Source organism: Desulfobacter vibrioformis DSM 8776 (assembly GCF_000745975.1).
Lineage (GTDB): Bacteria > Desulfobacterota > Desulfobacteria > Desulfobacterales > Desulfobacteraceae > Desulfobacter > Desulfobacter vibrioformis.
In genome coordinates, this window is the sequence record NZ_JQKJ01000009.1 from 40749 (window position 1) to 56452 (window position 15704).

The following is a 15704-nucleotide window of genomic DNA, read 5'->3' on the forward strand; positions in this document are numbered from 1 at the left end:
TTATTTCAGGCCCTTTGGACGGTAATCGTATTAATTAATCCGAACGAAGGGCCAGGATGGGGCTGAGCCTGGCTGCCTGCCTGGCCGGATAAATGCCGAAAAAGACGCCTACGGCCACGGCCACGGCAACCCCCAGGCCAATGGAGTTGTAGGACACGGCAAACTGCCATTTGGCATAGTAGGAGATGATCCACGAGGCCCCAACGCCGATGGCGATCCCCATGAAGCCCCCAACGATGCAGAGCAGGACAGACTCCACCAGGAACTGGAAGAGGATATCCCCTTCCCTGGCACCCAGTGCCCGGCGGATGCCGATCTCCTTGGTCCGCTCTGCCACCGAGACCAGCATGACGTTCATGACCCCGATGCCGCCGACCACAAGGGAGATGGACCCGATGGTCCCCAGAAGCAGGGTGAACAGCTTCATCTGCTTCTGCATCTGGGCGATCAGTTCCTCGGCGGTTCTCACTTTCATGCCATTCAAGTTCTGCTGGGACAGATAGGCGTTCACCTCGGATTCGATCTGATCCCGGGCCGCATTGTCCCTGGACCGGGCAATGATATTTCGGATGGCAGCTTCCCTGTCCAGGCGCTGCAGGGTGGAAAGGGGAAGCATGATCCCCTCGTTAATTTCATAGGGACGCATTCCGCCCATGGGCGCTTCCCTGATTTTTCCGATGATGGTCATCTGCTTTTCTTTAAAAAAAATCCGGGTCCCCACAGGATCATACACCCCCTGGGCAGCCAGTTTATCCGCGACCTTCTGTCCGATGACGCAGTAAAACATGTGCCGGTCCAGTTCATGGATAAATCGGCCCGAATCAATATTCAGCTTGTTGATGGTTAAAAAGGAGGGCGTCACGCCCAGGGCTGGGATATTATCCTTTTTCCCCTTGAATTTAAACTGGGCATAGGTAGACGCATAGGGTGAAGCAACCCTGATGGATGGGCAATGGCCAGGGATGGCCATGGCCGTTTGAATATTCAGTTTTTTGTTTTTTTTTGAATTGTCGGCGGAAAACTCCTCTGAAATGGTGATCACATCTGTGCCCATCTCCATGAACTGCCGCAGGGCCTCCTTCTGGACGATGGAGCCCACGGAAACCATGGCAATGACAGATCCGATCCCCACCACAATGCCGATCAATGCCAGGATGGACCGCTGCTTGGCCGAGACCAGGCTGTTGACCGCTTCAATGATATTGGGTTTAATGATCATGGATCACTCCGTCGTGCATTCTGACAAAGCTGCTGCACTGCCTGGCAATGGCCATGTCATGGGTAATGACAAAAATAGTAATTCCTTCTTCCCTGTTCAGGCGGATAAATAGATCCATGATTTCCTGCCCGACCCTGGTGTCCAGGGCGCCTGTGGGCTCGTCAGCCAGGATGATGGCAGGGTTTCCCACCAGGGCCCGGGCAATGGCCACCCGCTGCTGCTGGCCCCCGGAAAGTTCCGTGGGCCGGTGGTGTTCCCGCTCCAGCATCCCCACCTTTTCAAGGACCGCCCTGGCAGCCTGGTGCCGCTCTTTTTCCCCCACCCCCCGGTAAACCAGGGGCAGGGCGACATTCTGGAGGGCGGTCAGCTTGGTCAACAGGTTGAACTGCTGAAACACAAATCCGATCTGACGGTTCCGGATCTCGGACAGATCCTTGTCATTCATGGCGGCCACAGCTTTGCCGTTCAGGGTATAGGTCCCTGAGGTGGGCTGGTCCAAAAGCCCGATGATGTTCATGAGGGTGGATTTGCCGCAGCCGGACTGGCCGACGATGGCCATGAGCTGGCCCTGGCCGATGGTCAGGCTGGCCCCTTTGAGTACCTCCACCGTGACCGGCCCCATCTGAAAAGACTTATGGATATTTTCAAGCTGAATCATGACTTGCCTCACATGACAGGCGGCGGACCACTGCCGCCGCCGGCGGGGCCGGGACTATGGCCCGATGAAGAGTTCTTACGGCCTTCATCAGCAGGCATCACAGATTCAGGAAGGCTGGGCCCTCCAAGCACGATCTGATCTCCCGGTTCCAGTCCGCTCAGGATCTCCACTGAATCCAGGGTGGTCATGCCGGTGGTAACCTGCACCTTTTCAGGGATTTGACTTCCCTGCCGGATCACCTGAACGAACTTTTCATTTTTCCGGATCATTACCCCGTCCAGGGGCACCATCAGGGCTTTGGGATTTTCATAGACAATGATGGAAAGATTGGCGGACATGCCCAGGCGGATTCTTTTTTTCTGGTCCCCGGTCAGGCGGTCAATGGCGATGCCCACATCAAACATGGGGCCTTCCATTCCCTGGGACACGGCATTGGATGAAATCTGCCGCACCCGGCCGGTCATGGGGATATCTGAAAAGGCATCTCCGGTCACATTGACCTTCATGCCGAAATCAATTTTCCCGATATCGATCTCGTCCACCCGGGCTTTGACCGACAGGCCGTCCAGGTTCCCGATGCTGACCAGAATATCTCCCTGGTTAACTGAAACACCGGCCTCCACCCGTTTTTTTCCGCTGCCGCCCTCCATACCGCCGTCATTCCCGCCTGTGGGCATGATGATGATACCGGACACTGGTGCGTAAACCACGGTGTTTTTTAATTTTTGTTCGACTTCATCCAGACTGGTCCTGGCATTGGCCAGCTCCATTCTGGAAATGTTCTTGTTCTCGGGACTGGCCTTTTCCATGACCGCGTCCAGAGACTCCCTGGCAGCAGTGAGATCCATTTGCTGATTTTCGTAATCAGACTCGGCCGATTCAAATTCCGATCTTGAAATGATTCCCTTTTCAAAGAGCAGCCGGCTCTCCTCCAATTTACGTTGGGCCGCATCCAGGCTGTTCTTGGCCTTGGTAAAAGAGCGCCTGGATGAAGAGACCTCTGAGCTCCTGTCCCATTGCTGGAGCTGCCGAAAGTTCTGCATGGCCTTGATATAGGCGGATTTTGCATCCCTGAAGGATTTCTCCAGCTGGGCGGTATCCATGGAAAAGAGTCTGGCCCCTTTTTCCACCTTCTGGTCATAAACAAAAAACCGTTGCTTTATCTTCCCGTCATAGGGGGCCACCACATTTATCTCCTCCAGCGGGGCCACATGGCCTGACAGGGATATGGAGGCGTTCAGGGGCTGCACCCTTACCGGAACCCTGTTCATGACCTGATCCACAGTTCCGGGCCCTGTTTTTTCCCCTGAAAAATAGGCCGTGGGCATAAGGTTCTGCTGCCAGAGGTAATATCCCATGCCGCCAAATCCCAAAACCACGGCCAGGGTAACAAAAAGCCGGATCACCTGAACCTTTTTCAGGGCCGACTTGAGTTTCTTATTGGTCTCTTCCGCGTCAATAAAAGCGTCCCTGAGCTTGAGGTTAAGTTCTTTCTCCTTTTCCCGGCTTTGGGTGATTTCCGTGATATCATTGATCACCACCACCACGCCGGCGCTTTCGCTTTCCCCCTCTTTTTCCGGCCGGAGATAGGAGGTGGACAGCGAAAGAATCCGCTCCTGTCCGTCGGGCCGCTTAAAGGCTGTGGTTTCGGTCCGGCCCACCGCCGTGTCGTAAACCGCATCCAGGATGACCTGGCAGAACTGGTCGTTTTCCTCCATCTCCATCATGAAGACCTGGCCAAAGGGCTTGTCCCTGACCTCTTCAGGACTCAGTCCCAGGATATCCCCGGCCAGGTCGTTGAACATGGTGACTGTGCCCTTGGGGCTGAGGGCCATGACCCCCTCGTTCATACTTTCGATAATGCGCTGGTAAAAGATTATTTTCCCGGCCATTGATCATTTTCCTTATTGTAATCCACTTTCCAGGTGTCTGTGGTGGTGGCCAGAAAGTTGTCCAGGCTGGTTAAGGCATTAAGATAGTCCACTTTGGCCAGCTGCTGTTCGGACAACTCCCTGGCCCGGACTGCCATGCCCACCTGTTTCAGGCGCGTCTCCACCTCCCGGACCGCATCCTTGAGATCCAGCCGGATATCCCGCTCCGTATCTGCCAGGGATAGCCTGGCCCTGGTCAGGGTGGCTCTGGCCGAGAGCAGGGCCTGTTCAAGACTGAGCCTTGACGTGCCGTGGATGGGGACGTTCAAGGCAAGCCCGGCTGACCAGGTGCCGTCGTCGGTATTGGCCGCATCCCGGTTGTTGGTATCGGTGAAGGTGTAATCCCCGGTAAAATCCAGCTGCCATTGCATATTGTTCTCGGCCACGGCCAGGCCGATCTCTGCCAGCCGGACGTCATGCCTGGCACTGAGGTAATCCAGGCGGTTCCGGAACGCAATTTCAAGGCAGGTTTCCATATCCGGATGGACAGGGGAAAAATCCGTCTCTTCAATCACTTTTATCCGGGTGTCCCGGTCCAGGTTCAGGACCTTGAGCAGGGCGATCCGGTAACTGTCCAGGCTGTTCAAGGTATTTTCATAGGAGAGTTCCTGGTTGGCCAGGTCAGATTCGTTCTGGATCAGTTCATTGGCTGCCAGACGCCCCATGGCAATCAACAGTTTATTGGTCTCAAGGTTGGCCCTGGAACGCGCCACAGATGCCTTAGAGATCTCCACCTGCCTGATAGCCTGGGCATAGGATCTAAACGCTGAAATCGTGGAATTCACCACAGCGGCGATATTATCTCTCAGGGCCAGAAAATTTTCCTGCTCTGCCAGCCTTGCTGAAACCAGCGAATAAGTTGCCACTTCTTTGCCGAATCCCTTGAGCAGGGGCTGGGTAAAGCTTGCCGTCCAGGTATTGGACCCGCTGTAGGTCTCCTTGCCGCCGCTGGTGTTGCCCAGGTTGTCTGTCCGGTTCCAGGAAAAGCGCATGTTTCCGCCGTATTCAAAGTTTTTGTCCATATGAATACCTGAACTATGGCTGTAAGAAATGCTGTCGGCACTTCCCTGTTCTCCCTCGGTTCTGGTTCTGCTCCCCGAGGCGGAAGGACCTGAGGTCAGATTGAAATCAGGATCAAACTCGGCTTCAGCCACCCTGAGGCTGAATTTATCCAGAACCCGGGTGATATAGGCACGCTTCACGTCCCGGTTGGACCGGAGGGCCACGGCAATGGCCTCGGCGATATTCATCTCCATGGCATCTGCTTCGGTTTTATTTGGTTTCCCGCCTGCCATACCCTGGGCCGGGCAAAAAAAAAGGACCAGAATCCCCGAGAGCAGCAAGCACGAAATTCGTTGGCCCAGCCACCCCCGCAGCCCCAACCTAATCATGACACGGATTCCTTTGAAAAAGTTTCTTTTTCCTAGCATCTGTAAGTCTTAAGTCCTTGTTCCCAACCCCCAGTTATTTTTATGGACTCCCTATATACTTCTCAGTAAAGTCCTTTAATTAAGATAGTAATACGCTTTGTGTCAAGAAAACTATCGAAGGTTTAAAAGTCATACGGCCTGGATTTGTCATCTATGTTTTATCATGATACAACACATAGCCTGTGCAAGTGAATTGGCTTGGAACTTTGATCCGGGGTAACCGGGCGCAGAATATGGAAAAACGCAAAGTTCAGTTTTCCTGATCCCATATCTTTATTTTAAAGGATTGAACATGAACATATTAATCACCGGTGCTGCCGGGTTTATAGGGGCATCGCTTTCTTTACGGTTGTTGAATGACGGTCACCGTGTATGGGGAATTGATAATCTTAATGATTATTATGATGTGAACCTGAAAAAAGACCGGCTGGCACGTTTGTCCGGGTATCCGGATTTCAAATTTATTTTTTTGGACATAGCGGACCGGCCCAACATGGTCAAACTATTCGAGGAAAATGCCTTTGACTGCGTGGTGAACCTGGCGGCCCAGGCAGGGGTGCGGTACAGCCTTGAAAATCCGGCCTCCTATGTGGAATCCAATCTAGTGGGGTTTGGCAATATTCTTGAAGGCTGCCGCCATGGCGGGGTCAAGCATCTTGTGTTTGCGTCCTCAAGCTCGGTGTATGGCTTGAATACCCACATGCCTTTTTCGGTCCGCCATAATGTGGATCACCCGGTCAGCCTGTATGCGGCTTCCAAAAAAGCCAATGAGCTCATGGCCCATTCTTACAGCTACCTGTATCATCTGCCGGTAACAGGGTTGCGGTTTTTTACGGTATACGGGCCTTGGGGCAGACCTGACATGGCATTGTTTCTTTTCACCAAAGCCATTTTAGCTGACGAGCCCATAAAGGTGTTTAACAATGGAGAGATGCAACGGGATTTTACCTATATTGATGATATTGTGGAAGGGGTTGTGCGGGTGATAAACAATATCCCTGGGCCTGATCCTGCATGGAGCGGCAAAAGTCCGCTTCCTTCAAGCTCCTGTGTGCCGTACAGGATTTACAATATAGGTAATAACGAACCTGTGCCGTTGATGGATTTTGTCCATGCCATTGAAGAGGCCTTGGGCAAAAAAGCAAAAATTGACTATCAGCCTATGCAGGCAGGCGATGTGCCCGCCACCTGGGCTGATGTTGATGATCTTGTTGCCGCCACCGGGTTTAAGCCTGAAACGTCTGTAAAACAGGGGATACAGAATTTTGTGGACTGGTATAAGGAATACTATGCCTGAAAGGGTGCCCCGTAGTTTTGACTGCGGGGCTACTTTTCTTAAGACCGCCGGATTACGATTTCATATAGATTCAGGGAAAAGGCCTGTACAAGCCCTGCTGATACAGTCATGGGTCTGCCAGTCTGGGGGGGGGGCTAATCATACAGGTGTTTTACCTAACTCTTCCCGGATAACCTTCCGTAACATACTCTCAAGGCTCGGTTGATCCGTTTGATCTTCAGCAATAATCTTTTTCAAACTCTCATTGATAAGGGTCTGGTATCCCTTTTTCCCGGCTTTTGATTTGAAATAACCAATTACCCCAGCATCCAGCATAATGGTAATCCGCTGCTTTTTCTCAACAGGCTTAAAACCCTGACGAAAAACAGCCCTGTCAAAATCAGCCTGGGTAACTTCCGGGTATTCATCCATAGAGGTTTGAAAAATAGAGTTTTTGTTCATTTTGGGTCGCCTTTCTCATGGATATAATTCTTATTTCATCGGTGTTTTCAGTATGGACGATCACCACAACGCTGTCCAATAAACCGATGGTTACAAACCGTTGTTCACCATAATCCATTCGGGTGTCTTCAAAGGTGAAGGTGGCCCCGGCAAAAACTATGTGGGCTTGGGCGAAATCAAGGCCAGCGTGTTTAGCTATGTTGCTTTGCCGTTTATTTTCGTCCCAAATGATTTTCATGATTTAATTATATACATATATTTATGCATATACAAATCCCTTATTCAGTCACTGCATAATTCCACAACGCCCGAAATATTCTGAATGCTTGGTTTACCTGAGCCGGGGATCTCTGACTTACTGCTGTAAAAACTTTCTTGATATTTTGCTTTTGCCTGAGCTGCTTTTGTTGTCTCTCTCGATCCTGAAAGGGTAGCCCCGTAGTTTTGACTGCGGGGCTACTTTTTTAAGACCGCCGGATTACTCTAACGCCCGGGATACGATTTCATATAGATTCCTGGATAACTCTTTTTGTCCCGCCATGGTTTCAAGTTGCTTTTTCATCATAACTTGCCTGCTCTGATCATAACGTTTCCATAAATTGAAGCATGCGCAAAGCCGTGCGGCTGTCTGGTGGTTGATTTTATCCAACGCCAGAATCCGTTCAGCCACAAATGCATAGCCCTGGCCGTCAGCCCTGTGAAAATTCATGGGATTATTCATGGCAAAGGCGAATATGAGCGCCCGGACCTTGTTGGGGTTGGCCATGGTAAAATCTTTATGTACTGTCAGTTTTTTTACCTGGTCCAAGGTGTCATTAAGACTGGACTGGGCCTGGACAGAAAACCATTTATCGATAACCAGGGTCCGGGCCTTCCATTTGTCATAAAAAGCGTGACATGCCTTCTCACGCATTTCAGGATTTTTGTGGCTCAGGATTTTGAAGGCGGCAAATTCATCTGTCATGTTGCCGGCGCTTTCAAACTGTTTTTGCACAAGATCCTGGATATCTTTATCAGACAGGCAGCCAAGATAGGAAAGGCAAAGGTTTTTAAGGCTCCTGTCCGCCATGGCCGCACCTGAAATATCAGCGGGGGGGGCGGACCGGCAGATGTCATATACGGTTTTAAATTGTGATGCCAGTTTTTCCGCCAGGGTTTGTTTCAAAAAGGTCCTTGCCTGGTGAATGGCCTCAACATCAATGATTTCAAAATGATCCTTTATTTCCGTTTCCAGGGGCAGGGCAAGGGTCTTGGAAAGAAACGCCCTGTCTTTTTCCTTGTCTTCCAGGGCCAGAGAAAAGGCCTGTACAAGCCCGGCTGATACCGTCATGGGGCCGCCGGTCCGGACGGCAGTCACCAGATTTTTTATCTCATTGATGAACAGGGTCTGGGCCGCACGCCACTGGTTAAAGGGATCGGTATCCCGGGCCATGAGAAAGGCAAGGTCCTGATCTGAAAAATCCGTGGTCAGACGGACGGGTGCAGTAAATTCCCTGAATACGGAAGGGTAGATGTCAGCGGATATATTTTCAAATCTAAAGGTGTGGATTTCCTTTGTCAGCTCATACAGAAGGTCTTGTTTGACCGTTTCCCCGGTCCTGTTGATCAAAGAGATCCGAACGGGGATGTGAAAGGGTTTTTTCTCGGATTGATTCCTGTCCGGGGATGTGGCCTGGGTAAAGGTCAAGGACAGGGTGCCGGTAGTTTCATCATATTGACGGGTCATGGATACTTCCGGTGTACCGGACTGGGTGTACCACAGGAAAAACTGGTCCAGGCTGCGGCCGGATACCTTTTCCATGACATCAACAAAATCCTCAAGGGTGACGGCCATGCCGTCAAATTTTTCAAAATACAGATCCATACCCTTTCTGAACAGGTCCTGTCCTAGAAGCTGATAGATCATGCGGATCACTTCTGCACCTTTTTCATACACGGTCATGGTGTAAAAGTTATCCATTTTGATATATGAGTCCGGCCGTACCGGGTGGGTCATGGGGCCGCTGTCTTCGGGAAACTGTGCCGCCATAAGGTTTTTTACATCACTGATGCGCTTTACCGGGCGTGAATTCATGTCCGATGAAAATTCCTGGTCCCGGAAAACGGTGAGTCCTTCCTTGAGGCTGAGCTGGAACCAGTTTTTCAGGGTGATCCGGTTGCCGGTCCAGTTGTGGAAGTATTCGTGGGCAATAACGCCCTGGATGCCCATGAAATCATCGTCCGTAGCTGTTTGCGGGTCTGCCAGCACATATTTGGCGTTAAATATGTTCAGCCCTTTATTTTCCATGGCCCCGGCATTAAAATCATTGATGGCCACGATCTGGTACAGGTCCAGATCATATTCCCGGCCAAACCGGTTTTCATCCCATGCCATGGCCTGTTTCAGGGAGGTCATGGCATGGCTGCAAAGGGCGATATTCTCTTTTTCAGAATAGATGTTTAAGGTCACATGCCTGCCTGATGCGGTTGTGAACTGGTCCTCTAATACGGCAAGATCTCCTGCCACCAGGGCAAAGAGATAGCAGGGCTTTTTAAAAGGATCTTCCCAGACAACAAAGTGGCGGTTGTTGTCAAGGTCACCGGATTTTACAGGGTTGCCGTTGGATAACAGCACAGGATACCGGGTTTTGTCCGCCACAATGGTGCAGGAAAAAGGCGCCATCACGTCGGGCCGGTCAGGGTAGGGCGTGATATTGCGGAATCCCTGGGCCTCACACTGGGTGCATAAAATGCTGCCCGAACGGTATAATCCTTCTAACGCGGTATTTTCATCCGGTTTAAGAATGTTTGTGATTTCAAGCTCAAAAACATCCGGGGTGGCTGCAAGGGTAAATGTTTCATCATCGCTTTGGTATTCACCGGGCAAAAGCACCATGTCACCGGCAACCACGGAAACAATGTCAAAAATTCCCTTGTTCAATACCAGAGGCGTTGTTTCATCTGCCCTGGCCGGATCTTTTCTCATTTTAAGTTTGGATATCACCCGGGTGTGGTCATCCCGGATGTCAAAGATCAGGTCAACATGGTCGACAATGAATTCAAAGGGCCGGTAGTCTTTTAAATATATTTTTTTGTGTTCATTCATAATGACAATTAAAATACAACCGGCCCGCAGCCTTGTCAATTAAGGCCTGTTAATATACTGGTTATATCAGGGCCAATACCTCAGTTACTAATTTTTCAATTCCGATTGCGACATCTTTAATATTGGGTCCAAGCATATATGCCGGCGTTGACACAATTTTTTTATCCCGGTCTATATGTATCTGATCAACAGCGCATGTCACATGTTTGCCGCCCATTTTTTCGATCAAATCTGCGGTTTCCTGGTCATTTCCAATGGTGACTTCAGGATGTTTATCCGCAATTGCCTTGGTCAATGTCGCCGGCGCAATACAAATGGCACCAACAGGCTTTTGGCTGTTAATCATGTCAGTTATTATCCGCTGAACCTCCGGGTGAACCTGGGCCTGGATATTATTAATCGCAAAATCACTTAAATTTTTGGCTGCACCAAAACCACCGGGTATGATGATGGCATCCATATCGCTTGCCTGAACATCTTTTAAGTCCTTAATCTCCCCCCGGGCAATCCGTGCAGATTCTACCAGTACATTTCTTTTCTCGGAAGTTTCTGTCCCGGATAAATGGTCAATTACATGATATTGTTCCATGTTCGGTGCCATACAAATAATTTCTGCATTGGCTTGATCCAAAAACAGCATTGTTAATACAGCTTCATGAACTTCAGAACCATCGTATACGCCACACCCTGCTAATAATACGCCTACTTTTTTGCTCATAACATATCCCCCCAATTTAAATTGTAGTCTTTTTGATTAATTCTGTTAAAAATTACGATGTCATCCGGAAACAAATGCGAACAAGTATTATGTAGTTATTTTCTACATAACGCCGAAAATATCACTTCTGATTTTCCCTATCAGAAAGAAATTGAGTTGACAAGCAATTTATGAAGAGGTTATGAACTTTTCTAATGGGATAACATACGGATTATTGAGTTAATCAGCTTGTCCAGGGCCGCAAACGATTAGCTTCGGCTTGGCAATAAATGAAAGGTAGCACGAACTAAATGAAATTAACGATTATCGGAACCGGATATGTGGGCCTTGTCACGGGTGCATGTTTTTCTGAAATGGGAAGTCATGTGACGTGTGTGGACATTGACCGGGAAAAAATAGATAATTTGAAAAAAGGGATTCTTCCCATTTACGAACCAGGCCTTGAATCCATAGTCCTTAACAATTTTAAAGAAGGTACCCTTGAATTCACCACCAGCCTGGCCCAGGCCGCAAAGGATTGCAATGTGTTTTTCATTGCCGTGGGCACCCCGCCGGGGCCGGACGGCTCTGCTGATCTGCGCTATGTGATGGAAGTGGCCCGGCAGATCGGTTCCGTTATTGAAGATTACGCCGTGATTGTGGATAAATCTACGGTGCCCGTGGGAACAGCTGACAAGGTCAAGGCGCAGATCAGCAAAGCACTTGAAGCCCGGGGCGCAGCCATTGAATTCGATGTGGTATCAAATCCCGAATTTCTTAAAGAAGGGGCGGCTGTTATTGATTTTCTCAAGCCGGACCGGATTATTGTGGGCGCGGATTCCGACCGGGCTGCAAAGTTGATGCGCAGGCTGTATGCGCCTTTTTCAAGAAACCGGGACAAAATGTTATTCATGAATGTCAAAGATGCTGAAATGACAAAATATGCGGCCAACGCCATGCTGGCCACAAAGATTTCATTCATGAATGAGATATCCAATATGTGCGAGCGGTTGGGCGTGGATGTGGAGAACGTGCGCAAGGGGATTGGTTCAGACTCCCGCATCGGGTATTCATTTATCTATCCCGGTTGCGGATACGGCGGGTCGTGTTTTCCCAAGGATGTCAAGGCCCTTGTGAAAACCGGTAAGGATGCAGGTTTCGCGCCTTCTCTTCTGGAATCGGTGGAGGCAAGGAACAACCTGCAGAAACAGGTGCTTGGAGACAAGGTGATCCGCAGGTTCGGACAGGATTTGACCGGCAGGACATTCGGCATCTGGGGCCTGGCCTTTAAGCCCGGCACCGATGATATGCGCGAAGCGTCTTCCCGGGTATTGATTAAAACCCTTGTGGACGCAGGCGCCCGGATTAATGTATATGACCCTGTGGCCATGAACCAGGCCAGAAAGGAGATTCCGGCCCAGGAGCAGGAAAAGATCAGTTTTGCCCAAGACCAGTATTCGGCCCTGGACAGTGCAGATGCCTGTATTCTGGTTACAGAGTGGAAGGCTTTCAGGCAGCCGGATTTTAAAAAAATGGCATCTCTGATGAAAGAACCGATAATCTTTGACGGCAGAAACCAGTATGATCCTGGCGAAATAAAAGAAGCCGGGTTTGAGTATCACGGTATAGGACGGGAACTGGGATAGTGCCATCAAATAGCCTTATCTTAATAAAAATTCACAGCAAAAGGAGATATTCATGCGACTGGTGACCCGATCCGACTTTGACGGCCTTGGCTGTGCAGCCATTCTCAAAGAAAAAGGAATTATTGATGACATTAAATTTGTCCATCCCAAAGATATTCAGGACGGTAAAATTGAAGTAACTTGCGACGATATTCTGTCAAACATTCCTTTCGTGCCCGGTTGCGGTATCTGGTTTGATCACCACACAAGCGAACAGGAACGCAAGGCATTCGGCAACTTTGAAGGGGAGTGCGATCCTTTGGCACCAAGTGCCGCCCGGGTTGTTTACGAGTACTATGGCGGGCTGGAAAATTTTAAGAACAAGCACCTTGATGACCTGATTCATGCCGTTGATAAAGCAGATTCTGCCCAGTTTACAAAAGAGGAAATTCTCAATCCCGAGGGCTGGGTCCTTTTGTCTTTTATCATGGATCCCCGCACCGGCCTCGGGCGTTACAAGGATTATCGCATCAGCAACTACGCTTTGATGATGGATATGATTGATTACTGCCGCACCAAGACGGCTCAGGAGATCCTTGGGCTTCCGGATATCAAGGAACGTACCGTGCGGTATTTTGAACAGGACAAACTATTCCGTAAGATGCTCCTTGACAAAAGCCGCATGAAAGGCAATGTCGTGGTCCTTGACTTACGGGAACAGGATGAAATCTACACAGGCAACCGGTTCCTTTTATACAGCCTGTTTCCCGAGGCAAATATCTCCATGCAGATTATGTGGGGCTTCCAGCGCCAGAATATTGTCATCACCTGTGGTTACAGCATTCTCAACAACACCGCCACAGCCGATGTGGGATCTTTGATGCTTAAACATGGCGGCGGCGGCCACAGGCGTGTGGGAACCTGCCAGGTGCCCATTGATAGGGCAGACGATATTATCAAGGAAATTTTTGAAGAACTGAATATGAGGTAAGCTGATCACACTTATAGCAAGACCCTTAGGGCCCGGCCTGATTTCAGGCAGGGCCTTAAATTTTTCACATCATGTAATTTCAACCGCCAGTTACAGCCGTTTATTCTAAAATGAAAATGTATAAAAAATATACAATGTAAAATTTGCATTTGTGTCGTTCGTTTGATGTTTATTTTTCCTTAACTACTTAATATTATATTGTTTTTTTACAAAACATTCTTTTGTAATATCTATAAAAACAAAAAGCGTATGTGTTGATATTTTACAATTAACGGCACCATTCATGGCAAACTGTGTAAAAAACATACATTTGTGAGATGTCATATGGCAATGCACACATTATCTTTTTTAGACAGAATCATAACAGTTTCATAAAAAAAATTTATTGAATTATAAAATCAGTTGATTAAATATTAAAATGACTTTCTGGCATGAATATCGCATAGTTCGCATAGTTATTGATTTCGTATTTCAAATCGTGTGGTTCATAATCCAACTGCACCGGTGTTGAGTTGATATACCAGTTCAAGGAAGAAATTAAAAAGGGAGTATAAAGAACGTACAACACAACATGTGTGTTTATGCCGTGTCGTTGGCGGTTGTTCCTATATTAATAATTTAAAAGAGAGGCGTTTATGATTTACCCCAATGAATATGAGCTTGAAGCGGGCAGAAATTATCCGCGCAACAAAGATTTTACGGTTAACCATTGTGAAACAAAAGGCTGCGGCATTTATGTAAAACGAAATTTTAAAAAAGGGGAGATGGTGGCAAGGATGGCCGGGATCACCGTGCCGTATATTCTTCAGCACACCCTTCAGATCAGCCCCTTTCTCCATCTTTATGACCCACACTTTACAGGGCTTTTGCTGCACTCGTGTGATCCGCTTGTCTCCCTGGATATGAATACGCTTGAAATATGGGCATTGCAGGATATTCAGAAAGGTGAGGCCCTGACAATGGATTATGCCCAGACAGAGGACAAATTATTTAAACAGTTTCCCTGTTCATGTGGTGCGATCAACTGCCGCAAGTGGGTGACCGGCCGAAAAGAATCGATCAATGAAGCAGGCCGGCAATACCTTCTCGAGCTGGAAAGGAAGTGTGGATGAAGCCACAAAACAAGCGTTTGTGGTGGGAAAGACAGGATTTGTGTTACCAGGACGGGGTGTTGTTCTTTGCCGGAAAACCAGTGACTGATTTAATCCGCACAACCGGCACGCCGGCTTTCTTTTACAATGGAAGGCGGATGTTGCAAAATATCGGTCGGCTGCATAAGGCATTAGATCATGCGTTAGACCAACCGGGCGCCCATAAAATTTTTTATGCCATAAAAGCCAACCGGTTTGCCCCTGTGCTGACATACATTAAAAACGGGGCAAAATGCGGCGTGGATGTCTGTTCTCCCTGCGAATTGTTACATGCTTTTTCCTGCGGTTTCAATTGCAATGACATTTCATATACAGCCCACGCCATGACAGATGATGAACTCAAGCTGTTGGCCGACAATCCGGATGTGGCTTTAAACTGCGACTCCTTGAGCACGATCCGGCGATTGGCCAGGTTCTGTTCCCACCGGAAAATCGGCATCCGTGTCAACCCGGCCATGGGGATTGGCTATAAAGATAATGAAACCCTGAAATACAGCGGCGATAAAACCACCAAGTTCGGCATTTACAAGGAACAGTTTGACGATGCATTACAGCTTGCTGAAAAAAACAATTTTATCGTGGATACCATTCATTTCCATACCGGATGCGGATATTTGAACAATCAGTTATCCTTGTTCAATGAGATCTTACATGCAACACACTGGTTTTTAGATCAGGTGAAAGATCTGGCTTTCGTTAATCTTGGCGGGGGCCTGGGTGTTCCCCATGATATGGATGACGCGCAATTGGATCTGGATGCCTGGGCATCGGTTATCAATTCCCATTTCGGCGGCAAAGGCATCACTGTCTGTGTTGAACCCGGGGATTATATTGCCAAAGACAGTGGCATTCTGGTTTTAGAGGTGAACACTGTCGAGAAAAAGCGCAACACTGATTTTGTCAGTGTGAACGGTGGATTTAACCTGGCCATTGAACCGGCGTTTTATGGGCTGCCCTGCGAGCCTGTTGTACTGACGCAAAAAACGGACAAAATGAAACCTGTGACGATTGTAGGCAATATCAACGAGGCCCTGGATGTATGGAAAAACAATTTTTCCATGCCGGATCAGATTAAAGAGAAAGATCCGCTTGTTTTTATCAATGCCGGTGGATATGCCTCATCCATGATGTCCGATCATTGTATGCGGGGACAGGTATCGGAAAATTTACTGGTATAAA

13 protein-coding genes are annotated in these 15704 nt (G+C 48.8%); 5 read left to right on the plus strand and 8 right to left on the minus strand.

Annotated elements, in window-relative coordinates; genetic code table 11:
* Window positions 1-34: 34 nt before the first annotated feature.
* The 4 genes from Q366_RS06935 to Q366_RS06950 are packed head-to-tail and all read right to left on the minus strand — an operon-like array spanning window position 35 to window position 5199.
* A complete protein-coding gene (locus tag Q366_RS06935; protein ID WP_035237569.1) occupies window positions 35-1219 on the minus strand; it encodes an ABC transporter permease in 1185 nt (394 codons plus the stop codon).
* Window positions 1209-1877 (minus strand): ABC transporter ATP-binding protein, encoded by a 669-nt coding sequence (locus Q366_RS06940; protein WP_035237571.1) that lies wholly within the window; start codon window positions 1875-1877, stop codon window positions 1209-1211. The genes Q366_RS06935 and Q366_RS06940 overlap by 11 nt, the downstream gene beginning before the upstream one ends.
* An 8-nt stretch (window positions 1878-1885) precedes the next feature.
* The gene (locus Q366_RS06945) at window positions 1886-3769 is read right to left on the minus strand and encodes a PAS domain S-box protein (protein ID WP_035237573.1); all 1884 of its coding nucleotides are present in this window, start codon (window positions 3767-3769) and stop codon (window positions 1886-1888) included.
* A complete protein-coding gene (locus Q366_RS06950; protein ID WP_035237575.1) occupies window positions 3754-5199 on the minus strand; it encodes a TolC family protein in 1446 nt (481 codons plus the stop codon). The genes Q366_RS06945 and Q366_RS06950 overlap by 16 nt, the downstream gene beginning before the upstream one ends.
* A 331-nt stretch (window positions 5200-5530) precedes the next feature.
* Between Q366_RS06950 and Q366_RS06955 the strand changes: the two genes are divergently transcribed.
* Window positions 5531-6535 carry an NAD-dependent epimerase gene (locus Q366_RS06955; RefSeq protein WP_035237577.1) on the plus strand — a complete coding sequence of 335 codons (1005 nt, stop codon included), beginning with the start codon at window positions 5531-5533 and terminating at the stop codon, window positions 6533-6535.
* 138 nt (window positions 6536-6673) lie between these two features.
* On the opposite strand, the gene Q366_RS06960 is transcribed toward Q366_RS06955, so the two are convergent.
* The 4 genes from Q366_RS06960 to elbB form a co-directional block, all read right to left on the minus strand.
* The gene (locus Q366_RS06960) at window positions 6674-6976 is read right to left on the minus strand and encodes a BrnA antitoxin family protein (protein WP_035237578.1); all 303 of its coding nucleotides are present in this window, start codon (window positions 6974-6976) and stop codon (window positions 6674-6676) included.
* Window positions 6939-7214, minus strand: a complete 276-nt coding sequence (locus tag Q366_RS06965) for a BrnT family toxin (RefSeq protein WP_035237579.1) — start codon at window positions 7212-7214, stop codon at window positions 6939-6941. Before Q366_RS06965 ends, Q366_RS06960 begins: the two co-directional genes overlap by 38 nt.
* A 240-nt stretch (window positions 7215-7454) precedes the next feature.
* A complete protein-coding gene (pepN, locus tag Q366_RS06970; RefSeq protein ID WP_035237580.1) occupies window positions 7455-10061 on the minus strand; it encodes an aminopeptidase N in 2607 nt (868 codons plus the stop codon).
* Window positions 10062-10122: 61 nt separating this feature from the next.
* Window positions 10123-10779, minus strand: a complete 657-nt coding sequence (gene elbB, locus Q366_RS06975) for an isoprenoid biosynthesis glyoxalase ElbB (protein ID WP_035237581.1) — start codon at window positions 10777-10779, stop codon at window positions 10123-10125.
* Between the two features lie 290 nt (window positions 10780-11069).
* Between elbB and Q366_RS06980 the strand changes: the two genes are divergently transcribed.
* From Q366_RS06980 to Q366_RS06995, 4 genes are all read left to right on the plus strand, one after another.
* A complete protein-coding gene (locus Q366_RS06980; protein ID WP_035237582.1) occupies window positions 11070-12404 on the plus strand; it encodes a UDP-glucose dehydrogenase family protein in 1335 nt (444 codons plus the stop codon).
* 52 nt (window positions 12405-12456) lie between these two features.
* Window positions 12457-13374, plus strand: coding sequence for a DHH family phosphoesterase (locus Q366_RS06985; RefSeq protein WP_035237583.1), 918 nt, complete (start codon window positions 12457-12459; stop codon window positions 13372-13374).
* Window positions 13375-14009: 635 nt separating this feature from the next.
* On the plus strand, window positions 14010-14486 hold the full coding sequence (locus tag Q366_RS06990) for an SET domain-containing protein-lysine N-methyltransferase (RefSeq protein WP_035237584.1): 477 nt from the start codon (window positions 14010-14012) through the stop codon (window positions 14484-14486).
* Window positions 14483-15703: a type III PLP-dependent enzyme domain-containing protein gene (locus Q366_RS06995; RefSeq protein WP_035237585.1), complete on the plus strand. Its 1221-nt coding sequence runs from the start codon at window positions 14483-14485 to the stop codon at window positions 15701-15703. The genes Q366_RS06990 and Q366_RS06995 overlap by 4 nt, the downstream gene beginning before the upstream one ends.
* The last annotated feature ends 1 nt before the right edge of the window (window position 15704 follow it).